This window comes from Enterobacter sp. 3U4 (assembly GCF_057224565.1).
In genome coordinates this window covers 2,381,818-2,400,803 of the sequence record NZ_CP136665.1, presented here as the reverse complement: position 1 = coordinate 2,400,803, position 18,986 = coordinate 2,381,818, and the positions used below count along the sequence as shown (strand labels likewise).

Here is an 18,986-nt window from a genome sequence, read left to right as displayed (position 1 = left end):
GTGAGCAACCAAAGTGAGTCTCTATGAAAATCAACGCGCCTGAAGCATTAATGGCTGCCGAGGTCACTCGCCGTGGGTTGATGAAAACCACGGCAATTGGCGGCCTGGCCGTAGCCAGCAGTGCCTTCACGCTCCCTTTTACCCGACTGGCGTCGGCGGCAGAGGCTCTGTCTCCGGCCACTTCGCCGGAAAAAGTAGTGTGGAGTGCCTGTACCGTCAACTGCGGTAGCCGTTGTCCGCTGCGTATGCACGTGGTGGACGGTGAAATTAAATATGTCGAAACCGACAATACCGGGGACGATAACTACGAAGGGTTACATCAGGTTCGTGCCTGTCTGCGCGGTCGCTCCATGCGTCGCCGCGTGTACAACCCGGATCGCCTGAAATACCCGATGAAGCGCGTCGGTAAGCGTGGGGAAGGGAAGTTCGAGCGGATTAGCTGGGATGAAGCCTACGACATCATCGCCACCAACATGCAGCGTTTGATTAAAGAGTACGGTAACGAATCTATCTACCTGAACTACGGTACCGGGACGCTCGGCGGCACGATGACCCGTTCCTGGCCACCGGGAAAAACGCTGGTGGCGCGCCTGATGAACTGCTGCGGCGGTTATCTCAATCACTATGGCGACTATTCCTCGGCGCAGATCGCGGCGGGACTGAACTACACCTATGGCGGTTGGGCGGACGGCAACAGCCCGTCCGATATCGAAAACAGTAAGCTGGTCGTGCTGTTCGGTAACAACCCGGGTGAAACCCGCATGAGCGGTGGCGGAGTAACCTACTACCTCGAACAGGCTCGCGCCAAATCCAATGCCCGCATGATCATCATCGATCCGCGCTATACCGACACCGGTGCCGGACGTGAAGACGAGTGGATTCCAATCCGACCAGGAACCGATGCGGCGCTGGTTTCAGGGCTGGCGTGGGTAATGATCACCGAAAACCTCGTCGATCAGCTTTTCCTGGATAAATACTGCGTCGGCTATGACGAGAAAACCCTGCCAGCCAGCGCGCCGGCTAACGGTCACTACAAGGCGTATATTCTCGGTCAGGGCAGCGATGGCGTGGCGAAAACGCCGGAGTGGGCCTCCACCATCACCGGTATTCCTGTGGAGCGTATCGTTCAGCTGGCGCGTGAGATTGGCTCAGCCAAACCGGCCTACATTAGCCAGGGCTGGGGTCCGCAGCGTCATGCGAACGGCGAAATTGCGACCCGTGCCATCTCCATGCTCTCCATTCTGACCGGCAACGTCGGCATTCACGGCGGTAACACCGGCGCGCGTGAAGGCTCGTATGAAGTGCCGTTTGAACGTATGCCCACGCTGGATAACCCGGTTCAGACCAGCATCTCCATGTTTATGTGGACCGATGCGATCGAACGGGGTCCGGAAATGACCGCCCTGCGCGACGGCGTTCGTGGCAAAGACAAGCTGGACGTGCCGATCAAAATGATCTGGAACTATGCCGGTAACTGCCTCATCAACCAGCACTCCGAAATCAACCGCACCCATGAAATCCTGCAGGATGACAAGAAGTGCGAGATGATTGTGGTGATCGACTGCCACATGACCTCCTCGGCGAAATATGCCGATATCCTGCTGCCGGACTGCACCGCCTCTGAGCAGATGGATTTCGCGCTGGATGCCTCCTGCGGCAACATGTCCTACGTGATCTTTACCGACCAGGCGATTAAACCGCGCTTCGAGTGCAAAACCATCTATGAGATGACCTCTGAGCTGGCGAAACGTCTTGGCGTTGAGCAGCAGTTTACCGAAGGGCGTACTCAGGAAGGGTGGATGCGCCATCTGCATGAACTCTCCCGTAAGGCGGTCCCTGACCTGCCTGATTTTGATACCTTCCGCAAGCAGGGTATGTACAAACAGCGCGATCCGGAAGGGCACCACGTGGCGTACAAAGCGTTCCGTGAAAACCCGCAGGCGAACCCGCTGACCACACCGTCGGGCAAAATCGAAATTTACTCCGAAGATCTGGCAAAAATCGCGTCGACATGGGAACTGCCGGAAGGAGACGTTATCGATCCGCTGCCGATCTACACGCCGGGCTTTGAGAACTACAACGATCCGCTGACGGCGAAATTCCCGCTGCAGCTGACCGGTTTCCACTACAAAGCGCGCGTGCACTCTACCTACGGTAACGTCGACGTGCTAAAAGCCGCCTGCCGCCAGGAGATGTGGATCAACCCTATGGACGCGAAAGCGCGCGGCATCAGCAACGGCGATCGCGTGCGCATCTTCAACGGTCGCGGCGAGGTGCACATTGAGGCCAAAGTGACGCCGCGCATGATGCCAGGCGTGGTGGCGTTAGGGGAAGGGGCCTGGTACAGCCCGGATGCCAACCGCATCGATCAGGCGGGCAGTATTAACGTGCTGACCACGCAGCGTCCGTCGCCGCTGGCGAAGGGCAATCCATCCCACACAAACCTTGTCCAGGTTGAAAAGGTTTAAGGAGTAGCCGATGACAACCCAGTATGGATTTTTTATTGATTCCAGCCGTTGCACCGGGTGCAAAACCTGCGAGCTGGCCTGTAAAGATTACAAAGACCTGACTCCGGACGTCAGCTTCCGCCGCATCTACGAATACGCCGGGGGCGACTGGCAGGAAGATAACGGCGTCTGGCATCAGAACGTCTTTGCGTATTACCTGTCGATTGCCTGTAACCACTGTGAAGACCCTGCCTGCACCAAGGTCTGCCCGAGCGGGGCGATGCACAAGCGTGAAGACGGCTTTGTGGTAGTGGATGAAGATGTCTGCATCGGCTGTCGCTACTGCCACATGGCGTGCCCGTACGGCGCGCCGCAGTACAACGCCGCCAAAGGTCATATGACCAAATGCGACGGTTGCCACACCCGCGTGGCTGACGGCAAAAAGCCGATTTGCGTCGAATCCTGCCCGCTACGCGCGCTGGACTTCGGTCCCATTGAAGAGCTGCGTCAGAAACACGGTCAGCTCGCCGCCGTGGCGCCGCTGCCGTCTGCGCACTTCACGAAGCCGAGTATTGTGATTAAACCTAACGCCAACAGCCGTCCTACAGGTGACACCACCGGCTACCTGGCAAACCCGAAGGAGGTGTGAGATGGGAAGTGGATGGCATGAATGGCCGCTGATGATCTTCACGGTCTTTGGTCAGTGCGTGGCGGGCGGCTTCATTGTGCTCGCGCTGGCGTTGTTAAAAGGGAACCTCAATGCCGAACAGCAGCAGCGTCTGGTTTTGAGCATGTTTGGCCTGTGGGTGCTGATGGGGATTGGTTTTATCGCCTCTACGCTGCACCTGGGTTCACCGATGCGCGCGTTTAACTCTCTGAACCGCGTGGGTGCCTCATCACTGAGTAACGAGATTGCCAGCGGGGCAATTTTCTTTGCCGTCGGTGGGCTGGGCTGGCTGCTGGCCGCTATGAAGAAGTTGCCTGCCGGTCTTCGCAGCCTGTGGCTGATCCTGACCATGGTGCTTGGCGTGGTGTTCGTGTGGATGATGGTGCGTGTCTATAACACTATCGATACCGTCCCCACATGGTACAGCGTCTGGACGCCGATGAGCTTCTTCCTGACGATGTTTATCGGCGGACCGCTGCTGGGCTACCTACTGCTGCGCGTGGCGGGCGTAGACGGGTGGGCAATGCGTTTACTGCCCGCCGTTTCGCTTCTGGCGCTGGTAGTAAGTGCGATGGTCGCCCTGATGCAGGGTTCTGAACTGGCAACCATTCACAGCTCTATCCAGCAGGCCTCTGCCCTGGTGCCGGACTACGGTGCGCTGATGGCCTGGCGTATCGTTCTGCTGGTCGCCGCGCTGGTATTCTGGATTTCTCCTCAGCTCAAAGGTTATCAGCCCGCGCTGCCGCTGCTGTCACTGGCTTTTGTGCTGGTACTGGCGGGTGAACTGATTGGTCGCGGCGTGTTCTACGGGTTGCATATGACCGTAGGGATGGCTATCGCCAGTTAACGTTGTATTTGGTTATATCAAGCCGGGCCTGAGTGCCCGGCTTTTTCTTTTTTCGATCATGAAATTTTTCGACTGTCGTTTTGCTTTTATTTTGCCCATTAATAAATGAAAACAGCGACATAATTAATATCTATAGCTGGCGTGGCATTAGCAGGATAAGTTTTTTAAATCGACAGGGAACATATTGTGCGAGGCGGCTAAATCAGTGGATTGACTTTGTTTTTGCCAGTGGCATGATGCGCACGAAATCTGAACTTCCTCACGGTTTTTAATCCATGACCACCTATACCCGGCCAGTGCTGCTGTTGCTCTGTGGCCTGCTTCTGTTGACCCTGGCGATCGCAGTGTTAAATACGCTCGTCCCGCTGTGGCTCGCCCATGAAAACTTACCGACCTGGCAGGTGGGTATGGTCAGCTCGTCCTTTTTTACCGGGAACCTGCTGGGTACGCTGGTGACCGGGAGCCTGATTAAGCGCTTTGGTTTTAACCGCAGCTATTATCTGGCTTCGCTGATTTTCGCTGCCGGGTGTGCGGGGTTGGGCCTGATGGTCGGCTTCTGGAGCTGGATGGCATGGCGCTTTATCGCCGGTGTAGGCTGCGCGATGATTTGGGTGGTCGTTGAAAGTGCGCTGATGTGCAGCGGAACCTCCCGCAACCGCGGTCGCCTGCTGGCAGCCTACATGATGGTTTATTACGTCGGCACCGTGCTGGGACAACTGATGGTGAGCAAACTACCAACCGACCTGATGAGCGTTCTGCCGTGGGTGACAGGTATGGTGCTGGCCGCGATCCTGCCGCTGCTCTTTACGCGCATTGTGAATCATAACAGCGAACACCAGGAAGCAACCCACGTCTGGCCAATGCTGAGACTACGTCAGGCGCGTCTGGGCGTTAACGGCTGCATTATCTCGGGGATTGTCCTCGGCTCGCTCTATGGCCTGATGCCGCTCTATCTGAATCATCAGGGCGTCAGCGATTCCGGAATTGGCTTCTGGATGGCGGTCATGGTGAGTGCGGGTATTGTGGGGCAGTGGCCGATTGGCCGCCTGGCGGACCGCTTTGGCCGTCTGCTGGTGCTGCGCGTTCAGGTCTTCGTGGTGATCATGGGCTGTCTTGCCATGCTCAGCAACGCCGCGATGGCGCCTGCGCTGTTCATTCTCGGGGCTGCCGGCTTTACGCTCTATCCCGTCGCGATGGCCTGGGCCTGTGAGAAAGTCGAGCATCACCAGCTGGTGGCAATGAACCAGGCGCTGTTACTGAGCTACACCATCGGCAGCTTATTAGGGCCGACGTTTACCGCGATGCTGATGCAGAATTACTCCGACAATTTACTGTTTATCATGATCGCCAGCGTGTCGTTTATTTATCTGTTAATGCTACTGCGTAAAGCGGGTGAACATCCAACGCCTGTGGCCCATGCCTGATGAATTAAAAGCCTGTCGATGACAGGCTTTTTTGTCCCCAACACAACTCAGAGTTTTACTTATTGTTTGTTTATTGCGCCGGACGATAATTCAGGTGAGTCCTACCACAATAAGGCAGCAATCATGTCTATTCGTCGTTTTTCCACTACCGCACTGGCCGTAGTGTTGTCTTTAACGTTTGCAACGGCTCCGGTCATGGCTAACCCTGGAAACGGGAATGGCAATGGTCACGGAAACGGGGGCGGACAGGGTAACAGCGGCAGTCATGGTAACGGGAATTCTGGTAACCATGGTAATAAGCAAAATAACGGTCAGGACAACCCTGGTAAATCGAATAAGAGCGTTAAAAACAGCAAAGATGTCGGTAATGATGTCGACGCTCGCGTCAGTTTCGATCATGCCCGCCATCTGGCCGTGAATTACGGCTTAACGGGCTATAAGTCTTTGCCTCCGGGGATCGCGAAAAACCTGGCGCGCGGTAAACCACTGCCTCCGGGTATTGCGAAGAAAACCGTTCCGGCCTCAATGCTGGACCAGCTTCCTTCCTATCCCGGCTATGAATGGCGCGTAGTGGGTGACGACCTGGTCTTAATTGCGCTGAGTACTGCGATTGTGACGACCGTTATTAACGGCGTCTTTAAATAGAATATAAAAAGGCCCGGTTTTACCGAGCCTTTTCTTTAATACATCACCTTGTGACCGTACTGTTCAAGAATACCTTTGACGCGTTCCATCGTCTCTTTTTTTGGCGGCTTCACGCCATCAAGCTTGTACTCTTCACCCATGGCCACCCATTTATGTTTACCCAACTCGTGATAGGGCAGAAGTTCGATTTTCTCGACGTTGCCCATGTCGCGGGTAAATTCGCCCAGGCGATGCGCGGAGTCGTCGTCATCTGACCAGCCGGGAACAACCACGTAGCGGATCCAGGTTTTGATGCCTTTATCGGCAATATATTTGGCAAACTCCAGCGTGCGGTGGTTGGAGACGCCCACCAGGTTCTGGTGGATCTCATCGTTCATCTGTTTGAGATCGAGCATCACCAGATCGGTCACTTCGAGCAGTTCATCGATCACCGGATCGTAGCGACGTACAAAGCCATTGGTATCCAGGCAGGTATGAATGCCTTCTTTGTGGCAGGCGCGGAACCAGTCGCGGACAAATTCGGCCTGAAGAATGGCTTCACCGCCGGATGCGGTGACGCCGCCGCCGGACGCGTTCATAAAGTGGCGGTAGGTCACCACCTCTTTCATCAAGTCTTCAACGGTCACTTCTTTACCGCCGTGCGTATCCCAGGTGTCACGGTTATGGCAGTACAGGCAGCGCATCAGGCAGCCCTGGAAAAAGGTGATAAAGCGGATACCCGGGCCATCGACGGTGCCACAGGATTCAAAGGAGTGAATGCGACCAATAATTGACATTGCGGTGATATCTCCAGCATCGGCCCGTCCGGGGCCTGAGTATGCACAGCTCAAAGCCGGCTGTGTTGAAGTCTGTTTTGGCTGATATCCATAGAGTATAGATAGCGGACAAAAGAGACTGAGGTGGAGAGGGTGCTAAAAAGGCCCCACTTACGTGGAGCCTTTATTGTACGCTTTTTAACGCGTGATTTCAGTCAATTCCACTTACATGGACTGAGTGAAAGTACGGGTGATAACGTCCTGCTGCTGTTCTTTCGTCAGGGAGTTAAAACGTACTGCGTAGCCAGATACGCGGATGGTCAGCTGAGGATATTTCTCAGGGTGTTCCATCGCGTCGAGCAGCATTTCACGGTTCATTACGTTCACGTTCAGGTGCTGACCACCTTCGATGGACGCTTCGTGGTGGAAGTAACCATCCATCAGACCCGCGAGGTTAGTTTTACGCACTTCGTCGTCTTTACCCAGCGCGTTTGGCACGATAGAGAAGGTATAAGAGATACCATCTTTCGCGTAAGCAAACGGCAGTTTAGCAACGGAGGTCAGAGAGGCAACAGCACCTTTCTGGTCACGACCGTGCATTGGGTTAGCACCTGGGCCGAATGGCGCGCCAGCACGACGACCGTCTGGGGTGTTACCGGTTTTCTTACCATACACAACGTTAGAGGTGATGGTCAGAACAGACTGAGTCGGGATAGCGTTACGGTAAGTAGTCAGTTTCTGAATTTTCTTCATGAAACGTTCTACCAGGTCAACCGCCATGTCATCAACGCGAGAATCGTTGTTACCAAACTGCGGATATTCGCCTTCGATTTCGAAATCTACAGCCAGGCCGTCTTCGTCACGAATCGGTTTAACTTTCGCATATTTGATTGCAGACAGGGAGTCAGCAGCAACGGACAGACCTGCGATACCACACGCCATGGTGCGGATAACGTCACGGTCGTGCAGCGCCATCAGAGATGCTTCGTAGCTGTACTTGTCGTGCATGTAGTGGATAACGTTCAGCGCGGTGACGTACTGTTTAGCCAGCCAGTCCATGAAGTGATCCATGCGGTCCATCACTTCGTCGAAGTTCAGAACGTCGCCTTTGATTGGCTCAGACTTAGGACCAACCTGCATTTTCAGTTTTTCATCAACGCCGCCGTTGATTGCGTACAGCATGGTTTTCGCCAGGTTTGCACGCGCACCGAAGAACTGCATTTGTTTACCAACAACCATTGGGCTTACGCAGCAAGCGATAGCGTAATCGTCGTTGTTGAAGTCCGGACGCATCAGGTCATCGTTCTCATACTGCAGAGAAGAGGTATCGATGGACACTTTAGCGGCGAATTTCTTGAAGTTCAGAGGCAGTTTTTCAGACCACAGAACGGTGATGTTCGGCTCCGGAGAAGGACCCATGGTGTACAGGGTGTTCAGGAAGCGGAAGCTGTTTTTGGTTACCAGAGTACGGCCGTCAACGCCCATACCACCGATAGATTCTGTTGCCCAGATTGGGTCACCAGAGAACAGCTCATCGTATTCAGGGGTACGCAGGAAGCGAACCATACGCAGCTTCATGACCAGGTGGTCAATCATTTCCTGAGCGTCTTGCTCGGTGATTTTGCCTGCTTTGATGTCGCGTTCGATGTACGCATCCAGGAAGGTGGATACGCGACCGAAGGACATTGCTGCACCGTTCTGAGACTTAACTGCGGCCAGGTAGCCGAAGTAGGTCCACTGGATAGCTTCCTGAGCGTTGGTAGCAGGACCAGAGATATCGCAGCCGTATTTAGCAGCCATCTCTTTGATCTGACCCAGCGCGCGGTGCTGTTCAGCGATCTCTTCACGCAGACGGATAGTCGCTTCCAGGTTTACGCCGTTTTCCAGATCGGACTGCAGGGAAACAAACTGCGCGTACTTGTCTTTCATCAGGAAGTCGATACCGTACAGCGCAACGCGACGGTAGTCACCGATGATACGGCCACGGCCATACGCATCTGGCAGACCAGTCAGAACGCCAGATTTACGGCAGTTCAGGATGTCTTTGGTATAAACATCGAATACACCCTGGTTGTGGGTTTTACGGTATTCGGTGAAGATTTTTTTCAGCATTGGGTCCAGCTCGCGGTTATACGCTTTGCAGGAACCTTCAACCATTTTGATACCACCGAACGGGATGATTGCGCGTTTCAGTGGTGCTTCAGTCTGCAGACCAACGATTTTCTCAAGGGCTTTGTTGATGTAGCCAGCATCGTGAGAAGTGATGGTGGAAGCAACGGAGGTGTCAAAATCAACTGGCGCGTGAGTGCGGTTTTCCAGTTTAACGCCTTCCATTACGCTGTCCCACAGCTTGGTGGTCGCGTCAGTTGCGCCAGCCAGGAAGGATTCGTCACCTTCATACGGGGTATAGTTTTTCTGAATGAAGTCACGTACGTTTACTTCATTCTGCCAGTCACCTTTCGCAAAACCTTCCCAGGCTGTGGCTAACTTTTCATTAAGCTCGGACATGTAACACCTACCTTCTTAAGTGGATTTTTTATTTACTGCCTGAGAAAACCATCAATGATGATCGTCGCCACGCAGGTAAATGACCCAGTATGTCAACCCAACTAACAGACCCCCACCGATAATGTTCCCGATAGTGACAGGGATCAGGTTATCAGTAATGAAATTCATAATAGTCAGGTGAGAGAAACTTTCCGGGGATGAACCAACTGCGGTCCAGAACTCCGGGCTCGCAAAGTCGCGGATAACAATGCCCATAGGGATCATGAACATATTCGCGATACTGTGCTCAAAGCCGCTGGCAACAAACATCGCAACCGGCAGAACCATAATTAAGGCTTTGTCCATCAGGCTACGACCCGAGTAGCTCATCCATACAGCCAGGCAGACCATCAGGTTAGCGAGGATGCCGAGAGCAACGGCTTCGATAAATGTGTGGTGCATTTTGTGGTCGGCGGTTTGCAGGACATTAAGGCCCCAGCCACCGTTGGCGGTCATGTACTCGCCAGAAAGCCACATCAACAAAACAAAGAGCAGACAGCCAACCAGGTTACCCACGTAGACGTTAAGCCAGTTACGTGCCAGCTGACCCCAGGTAATTCTTCCGCTGGCTTTTGCCACGACAATCAGTACCGTTGAGGTGAAGAGGTCGGCGCCGCAAATGACGCAGAGAATCAGACCCAGTGAGAAGCAAATGCCGCCAATCAGTTTGGCCATGCCGAAAGGCATTCCGGCAGTACCGGTAGTGGCGGTGATGTAGAAGACGAAAGCGATAGAGATGAACACACCAGCCGTGATCGCCAGATAGAACGTCTTCATCGGGTGTTTCGTTGCTTTATAGACACCCGCTTCTTCGGCAACTTTGGCCATCGCAGCAGGGAGTAAAAGATCAAAAGGGTTGTCAGCTTTCACACTAACTCTCTCTTTATTAAGTCGGCGACGAGATACTAACAAAGCATTATAGAAGAGAAATTGATATAGATCATATCTCGCCTGGCTTATAGGCCCGCAATGTGTATGGTTTTACGACAAATGCGGAATAAGTATTTGATTATCCGTATAAAAATAAATTTTAAAAGTTATGAAAAGAGTTGAATTTTTTCGTTCAGCCACCTCTGAGACAGTTAATTAATATGGAGTATTTACCATAAAAAGTAACAGTAAAGCTCGGGTAAATATTATTATATTTACCCATGATTAACTTTATTATTACAATCAACAGTCATTGCCGAAGAAAATAAAAAACGGGGCAATGAAATTGCCCCGTAATATAGCCCAGACGATTGAATACGCCTACTGCCGGTAATGTTATATGCGCTTATTTTGACCAGTAAGCGGCTTTTGCCTTCTGCAGCTTTTCGTAGGCCTTCAGCAGCGACTGATGCGCCGGGAAGGCTTTCAGATCGCTATCAACAGCCTGCAGGCCATAGAACGGCGCTTCGCCGCTCAGGGCTGCGCTGGCTGCTTCTACGGCTTCAGCACCATACATACGCACGAAAGCATTCAGGTACTGCAGCGGCTCGCGATCGTCTTCCTGGGCCAGCAGCAGCAGGGTTTGCAGGCAGCGGTAATAATTGGTGCGCTCGGCAGAGAAGACCGACTGGTTGAATTCCATGGTCCACTCGGTCCAGGCCAGAGCCTGATCCAAATCGCCACCCGCCAGGGCCAGCATCGCTTTCAGCTCACCAATACGCAGGGTATACCAGCCGTTGTCTTTACCGGTCGCCAGGCCCAGCAGTTCGCGTACGCGAGTGAAGTCATCGTGGCCTTCTTCGTCCAGTTGGGCGATCAGGTTCAGATAATCTTCTTTCTCCCACTCGCTGCCCGGCAGAGCCAGCAGCGTTTCGCGCAGGTGCGCGCCCATGCTGTTATTCGCCAGCCACAGATCTTCAGCAGGGTAGATGTCGGACATGCCCGGAACAATAATGCGGCACGCGTAGACGCCAAGATGCTCGTAGTCGGCAATGTAAACTTCCTGATCTTCAGCGTTGAAGATCGCCATCAGCGTGGCGAACTCTTCTTCGGTGGTACCGGCAAAGCTCCAGTCCACGAACGGATAGTCGGCGTCCTGCTTGAACATATCCCAGGAAATTAAGCCGCTGGAGTCGATGAAGTGGGTTTCGAGGTTGGTATGCTCGGCCACTTCTTCATCGTCAAACGTTGGCGGCGTAAACACGTCGAGATCTTTCAGGCTACGGCCCTGCAGCAGCTCGGTGACGGTACGCTCCAGCGCCACGCCGAAGTCCGGGTGCGCGCCGAAGGAGGCGAAGCAGGTGCCGTTGGTTGGGTTAAACAGCACGACGCAGATAACCGGGTACTTACCGCCCAGCGAGCCGTCATACGCGAAGATTGGGAAACCTTCTGCTTCCAGCTTAGCGATGGATTCCACCACGCCCGGGTAGCGCGCCAGCACGTCTGCCGGAATTTCTGGCAGGCTGATGGATTCGGCGATGATGCGGTTTTTAATGTGGCGTTCAAAGACTTCGGACAGACCCTGCACGCGCGCTTCATTGCGGGTGTTACCGGCGGACATACCGTTGGACACATACAGGTTGCCGACGATATTCATCGGAATATAAACGGTCTGCTCGTCAGACTGGCGGGTGAACGGCAGGGCGCAGATCCCACGGTCTTCATTGCCAGACTGCAGATCGATCAGCATGCTGGCAGTCAGTTCGCTGTCTGGATCGTAGAAGGCACGCAGGCGCGCGTCGAGAATACCTTCCGGCAGTTCGTCATCTTCGGTCAGCGGGAACCACTTTTCATTTGGATAGTGAACGAACGGGCCGTTAGCGATGGTCTCGCCCAGCCAGAAGTCTGCGAAGAAATAGTTGGTGGACAGACGCTCAAAATACTCACCCAGCGCAGAGGCCAGTGCCGCTTTTTTTGTCGCGCCTTTACCGTTGGTAAAGCACAGGGCACAGTCTTTATCGCGAATATGCACGGACCAGACATGCGGCACCGGATTGAGCCAGGAGGCTTCTTCGATGTTAAAACCCAGGTCGGTCAGTTTCTGCTGGAAGCGAGCGATGGAATCTTCCAGGGCGGCGTCTTTGCCGGGGATAAACGTTTGAGTCATGGCGGTCACTTTTATCGTACGTAAAGCGCGCAATGATACGGGTTTTGCGTGACGGGTGCTATCTTCGGCGAAAATAAAAGGCTGGGCTATGCTTAGTGGCAGTAACTGACTGTTAAGGCATAGAAAAATGAAAGCATTTGATCTCCAGCGGATGGCGTTTGATAAAGTTCCTCCTGAATTTCTGGGCGAAGTGGCGCTGCGCAGCCTGTATACCTTCGTACTCGTCTTCCTGTTTCTTAAAATTACCGGCCGTCGCGGCGTGCGGCAGATGTCGCTCTTTGAGGTGTTGATTATCCTGACGCTGGGCTCGGCGGCGGGGGACGTCGCCTTTTATGACGACGTACCAATGGTGCCGGTGTTTATCGTTTTTGTCTCACTGGCGCTACTTTACCGTCTTGTCATGTGGCTGATGTCGAAAAGCGAAAAGCTGGAAGATCTGCTTGAAGGGAAGCCGGTCGTTATCGTCGAGGACGGACAGCTGGCCTGGGAAAATGTACAAAGCGCCAATATGACCGAGTTTGAGTTCTTTATGGAGCTACGCCTGAACAGCGTTGAACAGCTCGGGCAGGTGCGGCTGGCGATCATGGAAACTAACGGGCAGATCAGCGTCTATTACTATTCTGACGACGAGGTGAAGCCGGGACTGTGTATCCTGCCGGATATGCTGATCGAGCGTTTCAAAACCGTACCTGAGTCAGGCGAGTATGCCTGCGTGAGATGTAGCCATGTCGTCGCGATGCAGCCGGGGGATCGTCAATTATGCCCCCGCTGTGCAAATCCGGAATGGACGAAGGTTAGCCGGGCTAAACGTATCACCTGACAGCCATTTTGTCGGTTTTGTCCTGGCGAGGCGGCAGATTGTTTTGTGTGACGCGGGGCACATTTCACGGGTCATAAGTTTTAGACATTGCGGCGCGTGTCACTGAATGATAAAACCGATATCCACAGTTATAACTTATGGCTTTTAGCGTGGTGAGGGGAAATGGCTCAAGTCTTTAATTTCAGTTCAGGTCCGGCGATGTTACCGGCAGACGTGCTTAAACAGGCTCAACAGGAACTTTGTGACTGGAACGGTCTCGGTACGTCGGTGATGGAAATCAGCCACCGTGGTAAAGAGTTTATTCAGGTGGCGGAAGAGGCAGAAAAGGATTTTCGCGATCTGCTGAATATTCCCTCGAACTACAAAGTATTGTTCTGTCACGGCGGCGGGCGCGGCCAGTTTGCAGGCGTTCCGCTGAATATCCTCGGTGACAAAACGACGGCTGACTACGTTGACGCGGGTTACTGGGCGGCGAGCGCTGTTAAAGAAGCGTATAAATACTGCACGCCGAATGTGATCGACGCCAAAGTGACCGTTGACGGTCTGCGCGCCGTGAAGCCAATGCGCGAGTGGCAGCTTTCTGATAAAGCAGCGTATCTTCACTACTGCCCAAACGAAACTATTGACGGGATTGCCATCGACGAGACGCCAAACTTTGGCAGCGATGTCGTGGTTGCCGCCGACTTCTCCTCTACCATTCTGTCTGCGCCAATTGATGTCAGCCGCTACGGCGTTATCTATGCGGGCGCGCAGAAAAATATCGGTCCGGCCGGTTTGACTATCGTCGTCGTGCGTGAAGACCTGCTGGGTAAAGCACATAAATCCTGCCCGTCGATTCTCGATTACACCGTGCTGAACGATAACGATTCTATGTTCAACACCCCACCAACGTTTGCCTGGTACCTCTCCGGCCTGGTCTTCAAATGGCTGAAGCAAAACGGCGGCGTGGCGCAGATGGATAAGGTGAATCAGCAGAAAGCTGAACTGCTGTATGGCGTGATCGACAAGAGCGATTTCTACCGCAACGATGTGGCGAACGCTAACCGTTCCCGCATGAACGTGCCGTTCCAGCTGGCGGACAGCAGCCTGGATAAAGTCTTCCTGGAAGAGTCCTTCGCGGCAGGCCTGCATGCGCTCAAAGGTCACCGTGTCGTTGGCGGCATGCGTGCTTCCATCTATAACGCGATGCCGCTGGAAGGCGTTAAAGCCCTGACGGATTTCATGATCGACTTCGAACGTCGTCACGGTTAATTTGCTGTTTTTCACCCCCGCAGCGTCCCTGCGGGGTTTTTATTATGTTGAGTTGAGAGTTTAGTTTTCATGGAATCCCTGACGTTACAACCTATCGCGCGGGTAGATGGCACCATTAATCTGCCTGGTTCAAAAAGTGTCTCGAACCGCGCTCTGCTGCTGGCAGCTCTGGCAAACGGCACCACCGTCCTTACAAACCTGCTGGACAGCGATGACGTGCGCCATATGCTCAATGCGCTGAAAGCGTTGGGTGTTCATTACACTCTCTCCGACGATCGTACCCGCTGCGAAGTGACCGGCAACGGCGGCGCGCTGCGCTCGGGCGAAGAGCTTGAACTGTTTCTGGGCAACGCGGGGACCGCGATGCGCCCGCTGGCGGCGGCCCTGTGCCTAGGGAGCAACAACATCGTGCTGACCGGCGAGCCGCGCATGAAAGAGCGTCCGATTGGTCACCTGGTGGATGCCCTGCGTCAGGGCGGCGCGCAGGTTGAGTATCTGGAGCAGGAAAACTATCCGCCACTGCGTCTGCGCGGCGGTTTTACCGGCGGTCACGTCGAGGTTGACGGCAGCGTCTCCAGCCAGTTCCTGACCGCGCTGCTGATGACCGCGCCGCTGGCTCCGCAGGATACGGTTATCACGATTAAAGGCGAGCTGGTCTCTAAACCGTACATTGATATCACGCTGCACCTGATGAAAACCTTCGGCGTTGATGTGGAAAACCAGTCTTATCAGCGCTTCGTGGTGCGCGGGGCACAGCAGTACCAGTCTCCGGGTAACTACCTGGTTGAAGGGGATGCGTCATCCGCGTCTTACTTCCTGGCCGCGGGTGCGATTAAAGGCGGCACGGTAAAAGTGACCGGTATTGGTCGTAACAGCGTGCAGGGCGACATCCGTTTTGCGGACGTGCTGGAAAAAATGGGCGCCATTGTCACCTGGGGCGATGACTTCATCTCCTGTACCCACGGCGAGCTGAACGCCATCGACATGGACATGAACCATATCCCTGATGCGGCGATGACTATTGCCACGGCGGCGCTGTTCGCCAAAGGCACCACCACGCTGCGTAACATCTACAACTGGCGCGTAAAAGAGACGGACCGCCTGTTCGCAATGGCGACAGAGCTGCGAAAAGTCGGTGCCGAGGTGGAAGAGGGCGAAGACTACATTCGCGTCACGCCTCCTGCAAAACTGCAGTTTGCGGAAATCGGCACCTACAACGATCACCGTATGGCGATGTGCTTCTCGCTGGTGGCGCTGTCAGATACGCCTGTCACGATCCTTGACCCGAAATGTACTGCGAAAACGTTCCCGGACTACTTCGAACAGTTGGCACGCATTAGCACGCTGGCCTGATAACGCCTTGCCGCATCGCCCGATGCGGCATTTCCTTACGCTTCATTACGAACACCTCCGCTCATTTCTTCTACACTCTGCTTCAATCATTCCGTAATTTGCACGCAAAGGTAACAGTTGCGCACGTTGGCGCGTATAATGCGCGGCGTTCATGTAAACGGTATGCCTTATTTAAGGAGAAAAAGATGACGGCAGTTGCCCCGGTAATCACCATTGATGGGCCGAGTGGCGCAGGGAAAGGTACTCTGTGCAAAGCGATGGCGGAAGCATTGCAATGGCATCTTTTAGATTCGGGAGCAATCTATCGCGTGCTGGCGCTGGCCGCGCTGCATCACCATGTGGATGTCGCGTCTGAAGAAGCGCTGGTTCCGCTGGCTGCGCATCTGGATGTGCGTTTCGTATCGACCGATGGCAACCTGGAAGTCATCCTTGAAGGGGAAGACGTGAGCGGCGAAATCCGTACGCAGGAAGTGGCTAATGCGGCCTCCCAGGTTGCGGCATTCCCGCGCGTTCGTGAGGCGCTGTTACGTCGTCAGCGCGCGTTTCGTGAAGCACCGGGTTTGATCGCTGACGGACGCGATATGGGAACTGTGGTATTCCCTGATGCGCCTGTAAAAATTTTCCTCGACGCCTCTTCGGAAGAACGTGCGCAACGCCGCATGCTTCAGTTGCAGGAAAAGGGGTTTAGTGTTAACTTTGATCGCCTTTTATCCGAGATAAAAGAGCGCGATGACCGCGATCGTAACCGCGCCGTCGCCCCACTTGTTCCTGCAGAAGATGCATTAGTTCTGGATTCAACCAGTTTAACTATTGAGCAAGTGATTGAAAAAGCGCTACAATATGCGCGCCAAAAACTGGCACTCGCGTAATCGCGACCGATTTAGCAGTACCCCCGCTGCAATGGATTGACGGCGGGTATGTGAAACAACCCCATCCGGCACGGAGCCAGGTGGACGTTAATATTAACCTGAAGATTAAACATGACTGAATCTTTTGCTCAACTGTTTGAAGAATCCTTAAAAGAAATCGAAACCCGCCCGGGTTCCATCGTTCGCGGTGTTGTTGTTGCTATCGACAAAGACGTAGTACTGGTTGACGCCGGTCTGAAATCTGAGTCCGCCATTCCGGCAGAGCAGTTCAAAAACGCCCAGGGCGAGCTGGAAATCCAGGTTGGTGACGAAGTTGACGTTGCTCTGGACGCAGTAGAAGACGGCTTCGGTGAAACCCTGCTTTCTCGTGAGAAAGCGAAACGTCACGAAGCATGGATCACGCTGGAAAAAGCTTACGAAGAAGCTGAAACTGTGGTCGGTGTTATCAACGGCAAAGTTAAAGGTGGCTTCACTGTTGAGCTGAATGGTATTCGTGCGTTCCTGCCAGGTTCTCTGGTAGACGTTCGTCCAGTTCGTGACACTCTGCACCTGGAAGGCAAAGAGCTTGAGTTCAAAGTAATCAAGCTGGACCAGAAGCGTAACAACGTTGTTGTTTCCCGTCGTGCCGTTATCGAATCCGAAAACAGCGCAGAACGCGATCAGCTGCTGGAAAACCTGCAGGAAGGCATGGAAGTCAAAGGTATCGTTAAGAACCTCACTGACTACGGCGCATTCGTTGACCTGGGCGGCGTTGATGGCCTGCTGCACATCACCGACATGGCGTGGAAACGCGTTAAGCACCCAAGCGAAATCGTGAACGTGGGCGACGAAATCACTGTTAAAGTGCTGAAGTTCGACCGCGAGCGTACTCGTGTATCCCTCGGCCTGAAACAGCTGGGCGAAGATCCATGGGTAGCTATCGCTAAGCGTTACCCAGAAGGTACTAAACTGACTGGTCGCGTAACCAACCTGACTGACTACGGCTGCTTCGTTGAAATCGAAGAAGGCGTTGAAGGTCTGGTGCACGTTTCCGAAATGGACTGGACCAACAAAAACATCCACCCATCCAAAGTTGTTAACGTTGGTGATGTAGTGGAAGTGATGGTTCTGGATATCGACGAAGAACGTCGTCGTATCTCCCTGGGCCTGAAACAGTGCAAAAACAACCCATGGCAGCAGTTCGCGGAAACCCACAACAAGGGCGACCGTGTTGAAGGTAAAATCAAGTCTATCACTGACTTCGGTATCTTCATCGGCCTGGACGGCGGCATCGATGGCCTGGTTCACCTGTCTGACATCTCCTGGAACGTTGCAGGCGAAGAAGCAGTTCGTGAATACAAAAAAGGCGACGAAATCGCTGCAGTTGTTCTGCAGGTTGACGCAGAGCGTGAGCGTATCTCCCTGGGCGTTAAACAGCTCGCAGAAGATCCGTTCAACAACTGGGTTGCACTGAACAAGAAAGGCGCAATCGTAAACGGTAAAGTGACTGCAGTTGACGCTAAAGGCGCAACCGTAGAACTGGCTGACGGCGTTGAAGGTTACCTGCGCGCTTCTGAAGCTTCACGTGACCGCGTTGAAGATGCCACTCTGGTTCTGAACGTAGGCGACGACGTTGAAGCTAAGTTCACCGGTGTTGACCGTAAGAACCGTGCAATCAGCCTGTCTGTTCGTGCTAAAGACGAAGCTGATGAGAAAGATGCAATCGCAACTGTTAACAAACAGGAAGATGCAAACTTCTCTAACAACGCAATGGCTGAAGCTTTCAAAGCAGCTAAAGGCGAGTAATATCAGGTTCTCAGCATCATTTGCGCTGTAACGCATTTACAGCGTGAAGGATGAGGAGCAAACTTGACAGATTACAGGATTCGTCCTGTAATCAATAACAAAGGGCGGCTACGGCCGCCCTTGTTTAATGAGCTGTTCAGCTAATTGGTTTGAAAGGAACCGGAGGAATCATGACCAAGTCAGAATTGATTGAAAGACTTGCCAGTCAGCAACCGCATATCCCTGCCAAGGCAGTGGAAGATGCCGTAAAAGAGATGCTGGAGCATATGGCCTCCACTCTTGCCCAGGGCGAGCGCATTGAAATCCGCGGTTTCGGTAGTTTTTCTCTGCACTATCGTGCTCCACGTACCGGGCGTAACCCGAAAACTGGTGATAAAGTTGAGCTGGAAGGTAAGTACGTTCCACACTTTAAGCCGGGTAAAGAACTGCGCGATCGCGCCAATATTTACGGCAACTGAGTTTAGCCAGCCGGTTAAACTGGGTTCGAAAGAAAGCACCTGCGGGTGCTTTTTTTGTCTCTGCCGCTTTCATTCTGAATA

15 protein-coding genes are annotated in these 18,986 nt (G+C 53.6%); 11 read left to right on the top strand and 4 right to left on the bottom strand.

Going from position 1 to position 18,986, the window contains the following annotated elements; genetic code table 11:
* Positions 1-23: 23 nt before the first annotated feature.
* The 5 genes from dmsA (at position 24) to RVY89_RS11485 (ending at position 6,030) form a co-directional block, all read left to right on the top strand.
* Positions 24-2,468, top strand: a complete 2,445-nt coding sequence (dmsA, locus tag RVY89_RS11505; protein WP_484827879.1) for a dimethylsulfoxide reductase subunit A — start codon at positions 24-26, stop codon at positions 2,466-2,468.
* 10 nt (positions 2,469-2,478) lie between these two features.
* The gene (locus RVY89_RS11500) at positions 2,479-3,096 is read left to right on the top strand and encodes a DMSO/selenate family reductase complex B subunit (protein WP_021240882.1); all 618 of its coding nucleotides are present in this window, start codon (positions 2,479-2,481) and stop codon (positions 3,094-3,096) included.
* 1 nt (position 3,097) lies between these two features.
* Entirely contained in the window at positions 3,098-3,961 is an 864-nt protein-coding gene (locus RVY89_RS11495) for a dimethyl sulfoxide reductase anchor subunit family protein (protein WP_484827878.1), read from the top strand.
* Between the two features lie 275 nt (positions 3,962-4,236).
* A complete protein-coding gene (locus RVY89_RS11490) occupies positions 4,237-5,385 on the top strand; it encodes an MFS transporter (RefSeq protein ID WP_484827877.1) in 1,149 nt (382 codons plus the stop codon).
* 123 nt (positions 5,386-5,508) lie between these two features.
* Positions 5,509-6,030, top strand: a complete 522-nt coding sequence (locus RVY89_RS11485) for an anti-virulence regulator CigR family protein (protein WP_484827876.1) — start codon at positions 5,509-5,511, stop codon at positions 6,028-6,030.
* Between the two features lie 35 nt (positions 6,031-6,065).
* On the opposite strand, the gene pflA is transcribed toward RVY89_RS11485, so the two are convergent.
* From pflA to ycaO, 4 genes are all read right to left on the bottom strand, one after another.
* Complete coding sequence (pflA, locus tag RVY89_RS11480; protein WP_023310991.1) at positions 6,066-6,806, bottom strand: pyruvate formate lyase 1-activating protein; 741 nt, start codon at positions 6,804-6,806, stop codon at positions 6,066-6,068.
* 204 nt (positions 6,807-7,010) lie between these two features.
* On the bottom strand, positions 7,011-9,293 hold the full coding sequence (pflB, locus tag RVY89_RS11475; protein WP_024907798.1) for a formate C-acetyltransferase: 2,283 nt from the start codon (positions 9,291-9,293) through the stop codon (positions 7,011-7,013).
* A gap of 51 nt (positions 9,294-9,344) precedes the next feature.
* The gene (focA, locus tag RVY89_RS11470) at positions 9,345-10,202 is read right to left on the bottom strand and encodes a formate transporter FocA (RefSeq protein WP_008499974.1); all 858 of its coding nucleotides are present in this window, start codon (positions 10,200-10,202) and stop codon (positions 9,345-9,347) included.
* A gap of 406 nt (positions 10,203-10,608) precedes the next feature.
* Positions 10,609-12,369 (bottom strand): 30S ribosomal protein S12 methylthiotransferase accessory factor YcaO, encoded by a 1,761-nt coding sequence (gene ycaO / locus RVY89_RS11465; protein ID WP_371898417.1) that lies wholly within the window; start codon positions 12,367-12,369, stop codon positions 10,609-10,611.
* A gap of 127 nt (positions 12,370-12,496) precedes the next feature.
* Between ycaO and RVY89_RS11460 the strand changes: the two genes are divergently transcribed.
* From RVY89_RS11460 to ihfB, 6 genes are all read left to right on the top strand, one after another.
* Positions 12,497-13,189, top strand: a complete 693-nt coding sequence (locus tag RVY89_RS11460; protein WP_371898416.1) for a DUF421 domain-containing protein — start codon at positions 12,497-12,499, stop codon at positions 13,187-13,189.
* Positions 13,190-13,351: 162 nt separating this feature from the next.
* Entirely contained in the window at positions 13,352-14,440 is a 1,089-nt protein-coding gene (gene serC / locus RVY89_RS11455; protein ID WP_484827875.1) for a 3-phosphoserine/phosphohydroxythreonine transaminase, read from the top strand.
* A gap of 69 nt (positions 14,441-14,509) precedes the next feature.
* Positions 14,510-15,793, top strand: coding sequence for a 3-phosphoshikimate 1-carboxyvinyltransferase (gene aroA, locus RVY89_RS11450; protein ID WP_371898414.1), 1,284 nt, complete (start codon positions 14,510-14,512; stop codon positions 15,791-15,793).
* 185 nt (positions 15,794-15,978) lie between these two features.
* On the top strand, positions 15,979-16,662 hold the full coding sequence (gene cmk / locus RVY89_RS11445; protein WP_013097305.1) for a (d)CMP kinase: 684 nt from the start codon (positions 15,979-15,981) through the stop codon (positions 16,660-16,662).
* 111 nt (positions 16,663-16,773) lie between these two features.
* Positions 16,774-18,447: a 30S ribosomal protein S1 gene (rpsA, locus tag RVY89_RS11440; protein WP_008499966.1), complete on the top strand. Its 1,674-nt coding sequence runs from the start codon at positions 16,774-16,776 to the stop codon at positions 18,445-18,447.
* A 170-nt stretch (positions 18,448-18,617) separates the two neighbouring features.
* The gene (gene ihfB / locus RVY89_RS11435) at positions 18,618-18,905 is read left to right on the top strand and encodes an integration host factor subunit beta (protein ID WP_008499965.1); all 288 of its coding nucleotides are present in this window, start codon (positions 18,618-18,620) and stop codon (positions 18,903-18,905) included.
* Positions 18,906-18,986: the final 81 nt, after the last annotated feature.

Excerpts from the sequence above, each read along its gene's own strand:
- pflA (WP_023310991.1), bottom strand. The coding sequence starts at position 6,806 with ATGTCAATTATTGGTCGCATTCACTCCTTTGAATCCTGTGGCACCGTC.
- ihfB (WP_008499965.1), top strand. The coding sequence starts at position 18,618 with ATGACCAAGTCAGAATTGATTGAAAGACTTGCCAGTCAGCAACCGCAT.
- cmk (WP_013097305.1), top strand. The coding sequence starts at position 15,979 with ATGACGGCAGTTGCCCCGGTAATCACCATTGATGGGCCGAGTGGCGCA.
- aroA (WP_371898414.1), top strand. The coding sequence starts at position 14,510 with ATGGAATCCCTGACGTTACAACCTATCGCGCGGGTAGATGGCACCATT.
- RVY89_RS11485 (WP_484827876.1), top strand. The coding sequence starts at position 5,509 with ATGTCTATTCGTCGTTTTTCCACTACCGCACTGGCCGTAGTGTTGTCT.
- RVY89_RS11490 (WP_484827877.1), top strand. The coding sequence starts at position 4,237 with ATGACCACCTATACCCGGCCAGTGCTGCTGTTGCTCTGTGGCCTGCTT.
- rpsA (WP_008499966.1), top strand. The coding sequence starts at position 16,774 with ATGACTGAATCTTTTGCTCAACTGTTTGAAGAATCCTTAAAAGAAATC.
- RVY89_RS11460 (WP_371898416.1), top strand. The coding sequence starts at position 12,497 with ATGAAAGCATTTGATCTCCAGCGGATGGCGTTTGATAAAGTTCCTCCT.
- serC (WP_484827875.1), top strand. The coding sequence starts at position 13,352 with ATGGCTCAAGTCTTTAATTTCAGTTCAGGTCCGGCGATGTTACCGGCA.
- RVY89_RS11495 (WP_484827878.1), top strand. The coding sequence starts at position 3,098 with ATGGGAAGTGGATGGCATGAATGGCCGCTGATGATCTTCACGGTCTTT.
- RVY89_RS11500 (WP_021240882.1), top strand. The coding sequence starts at position 2,479 with ATGACAACCCAGTATGGATTTTTTATTGATTCCAGCCGTTGCACCGGG.
- dmsA (WP_484827879.1), top strand. The coding sequence starts at position 24 with ATGAAAATCAACGCGCCTGAAGCATTAATGGCTGCCGAGGTCACTCGC.
- ycaO (WP_371898417.1), bottom strand. The coding sequence starts at position 12,369 with ATGACTCAAACGTTTATCCCCGGCAAAGACGCCGCCCTGGAAGATTCC.
- pflB (WP_024907798.1), bottom strand. The coding sequence starts at position 9,293 with ATGTCCGAGCTTAATGAAAAGTTAGCCACAGCCTGGGAAGGTTTTGCG.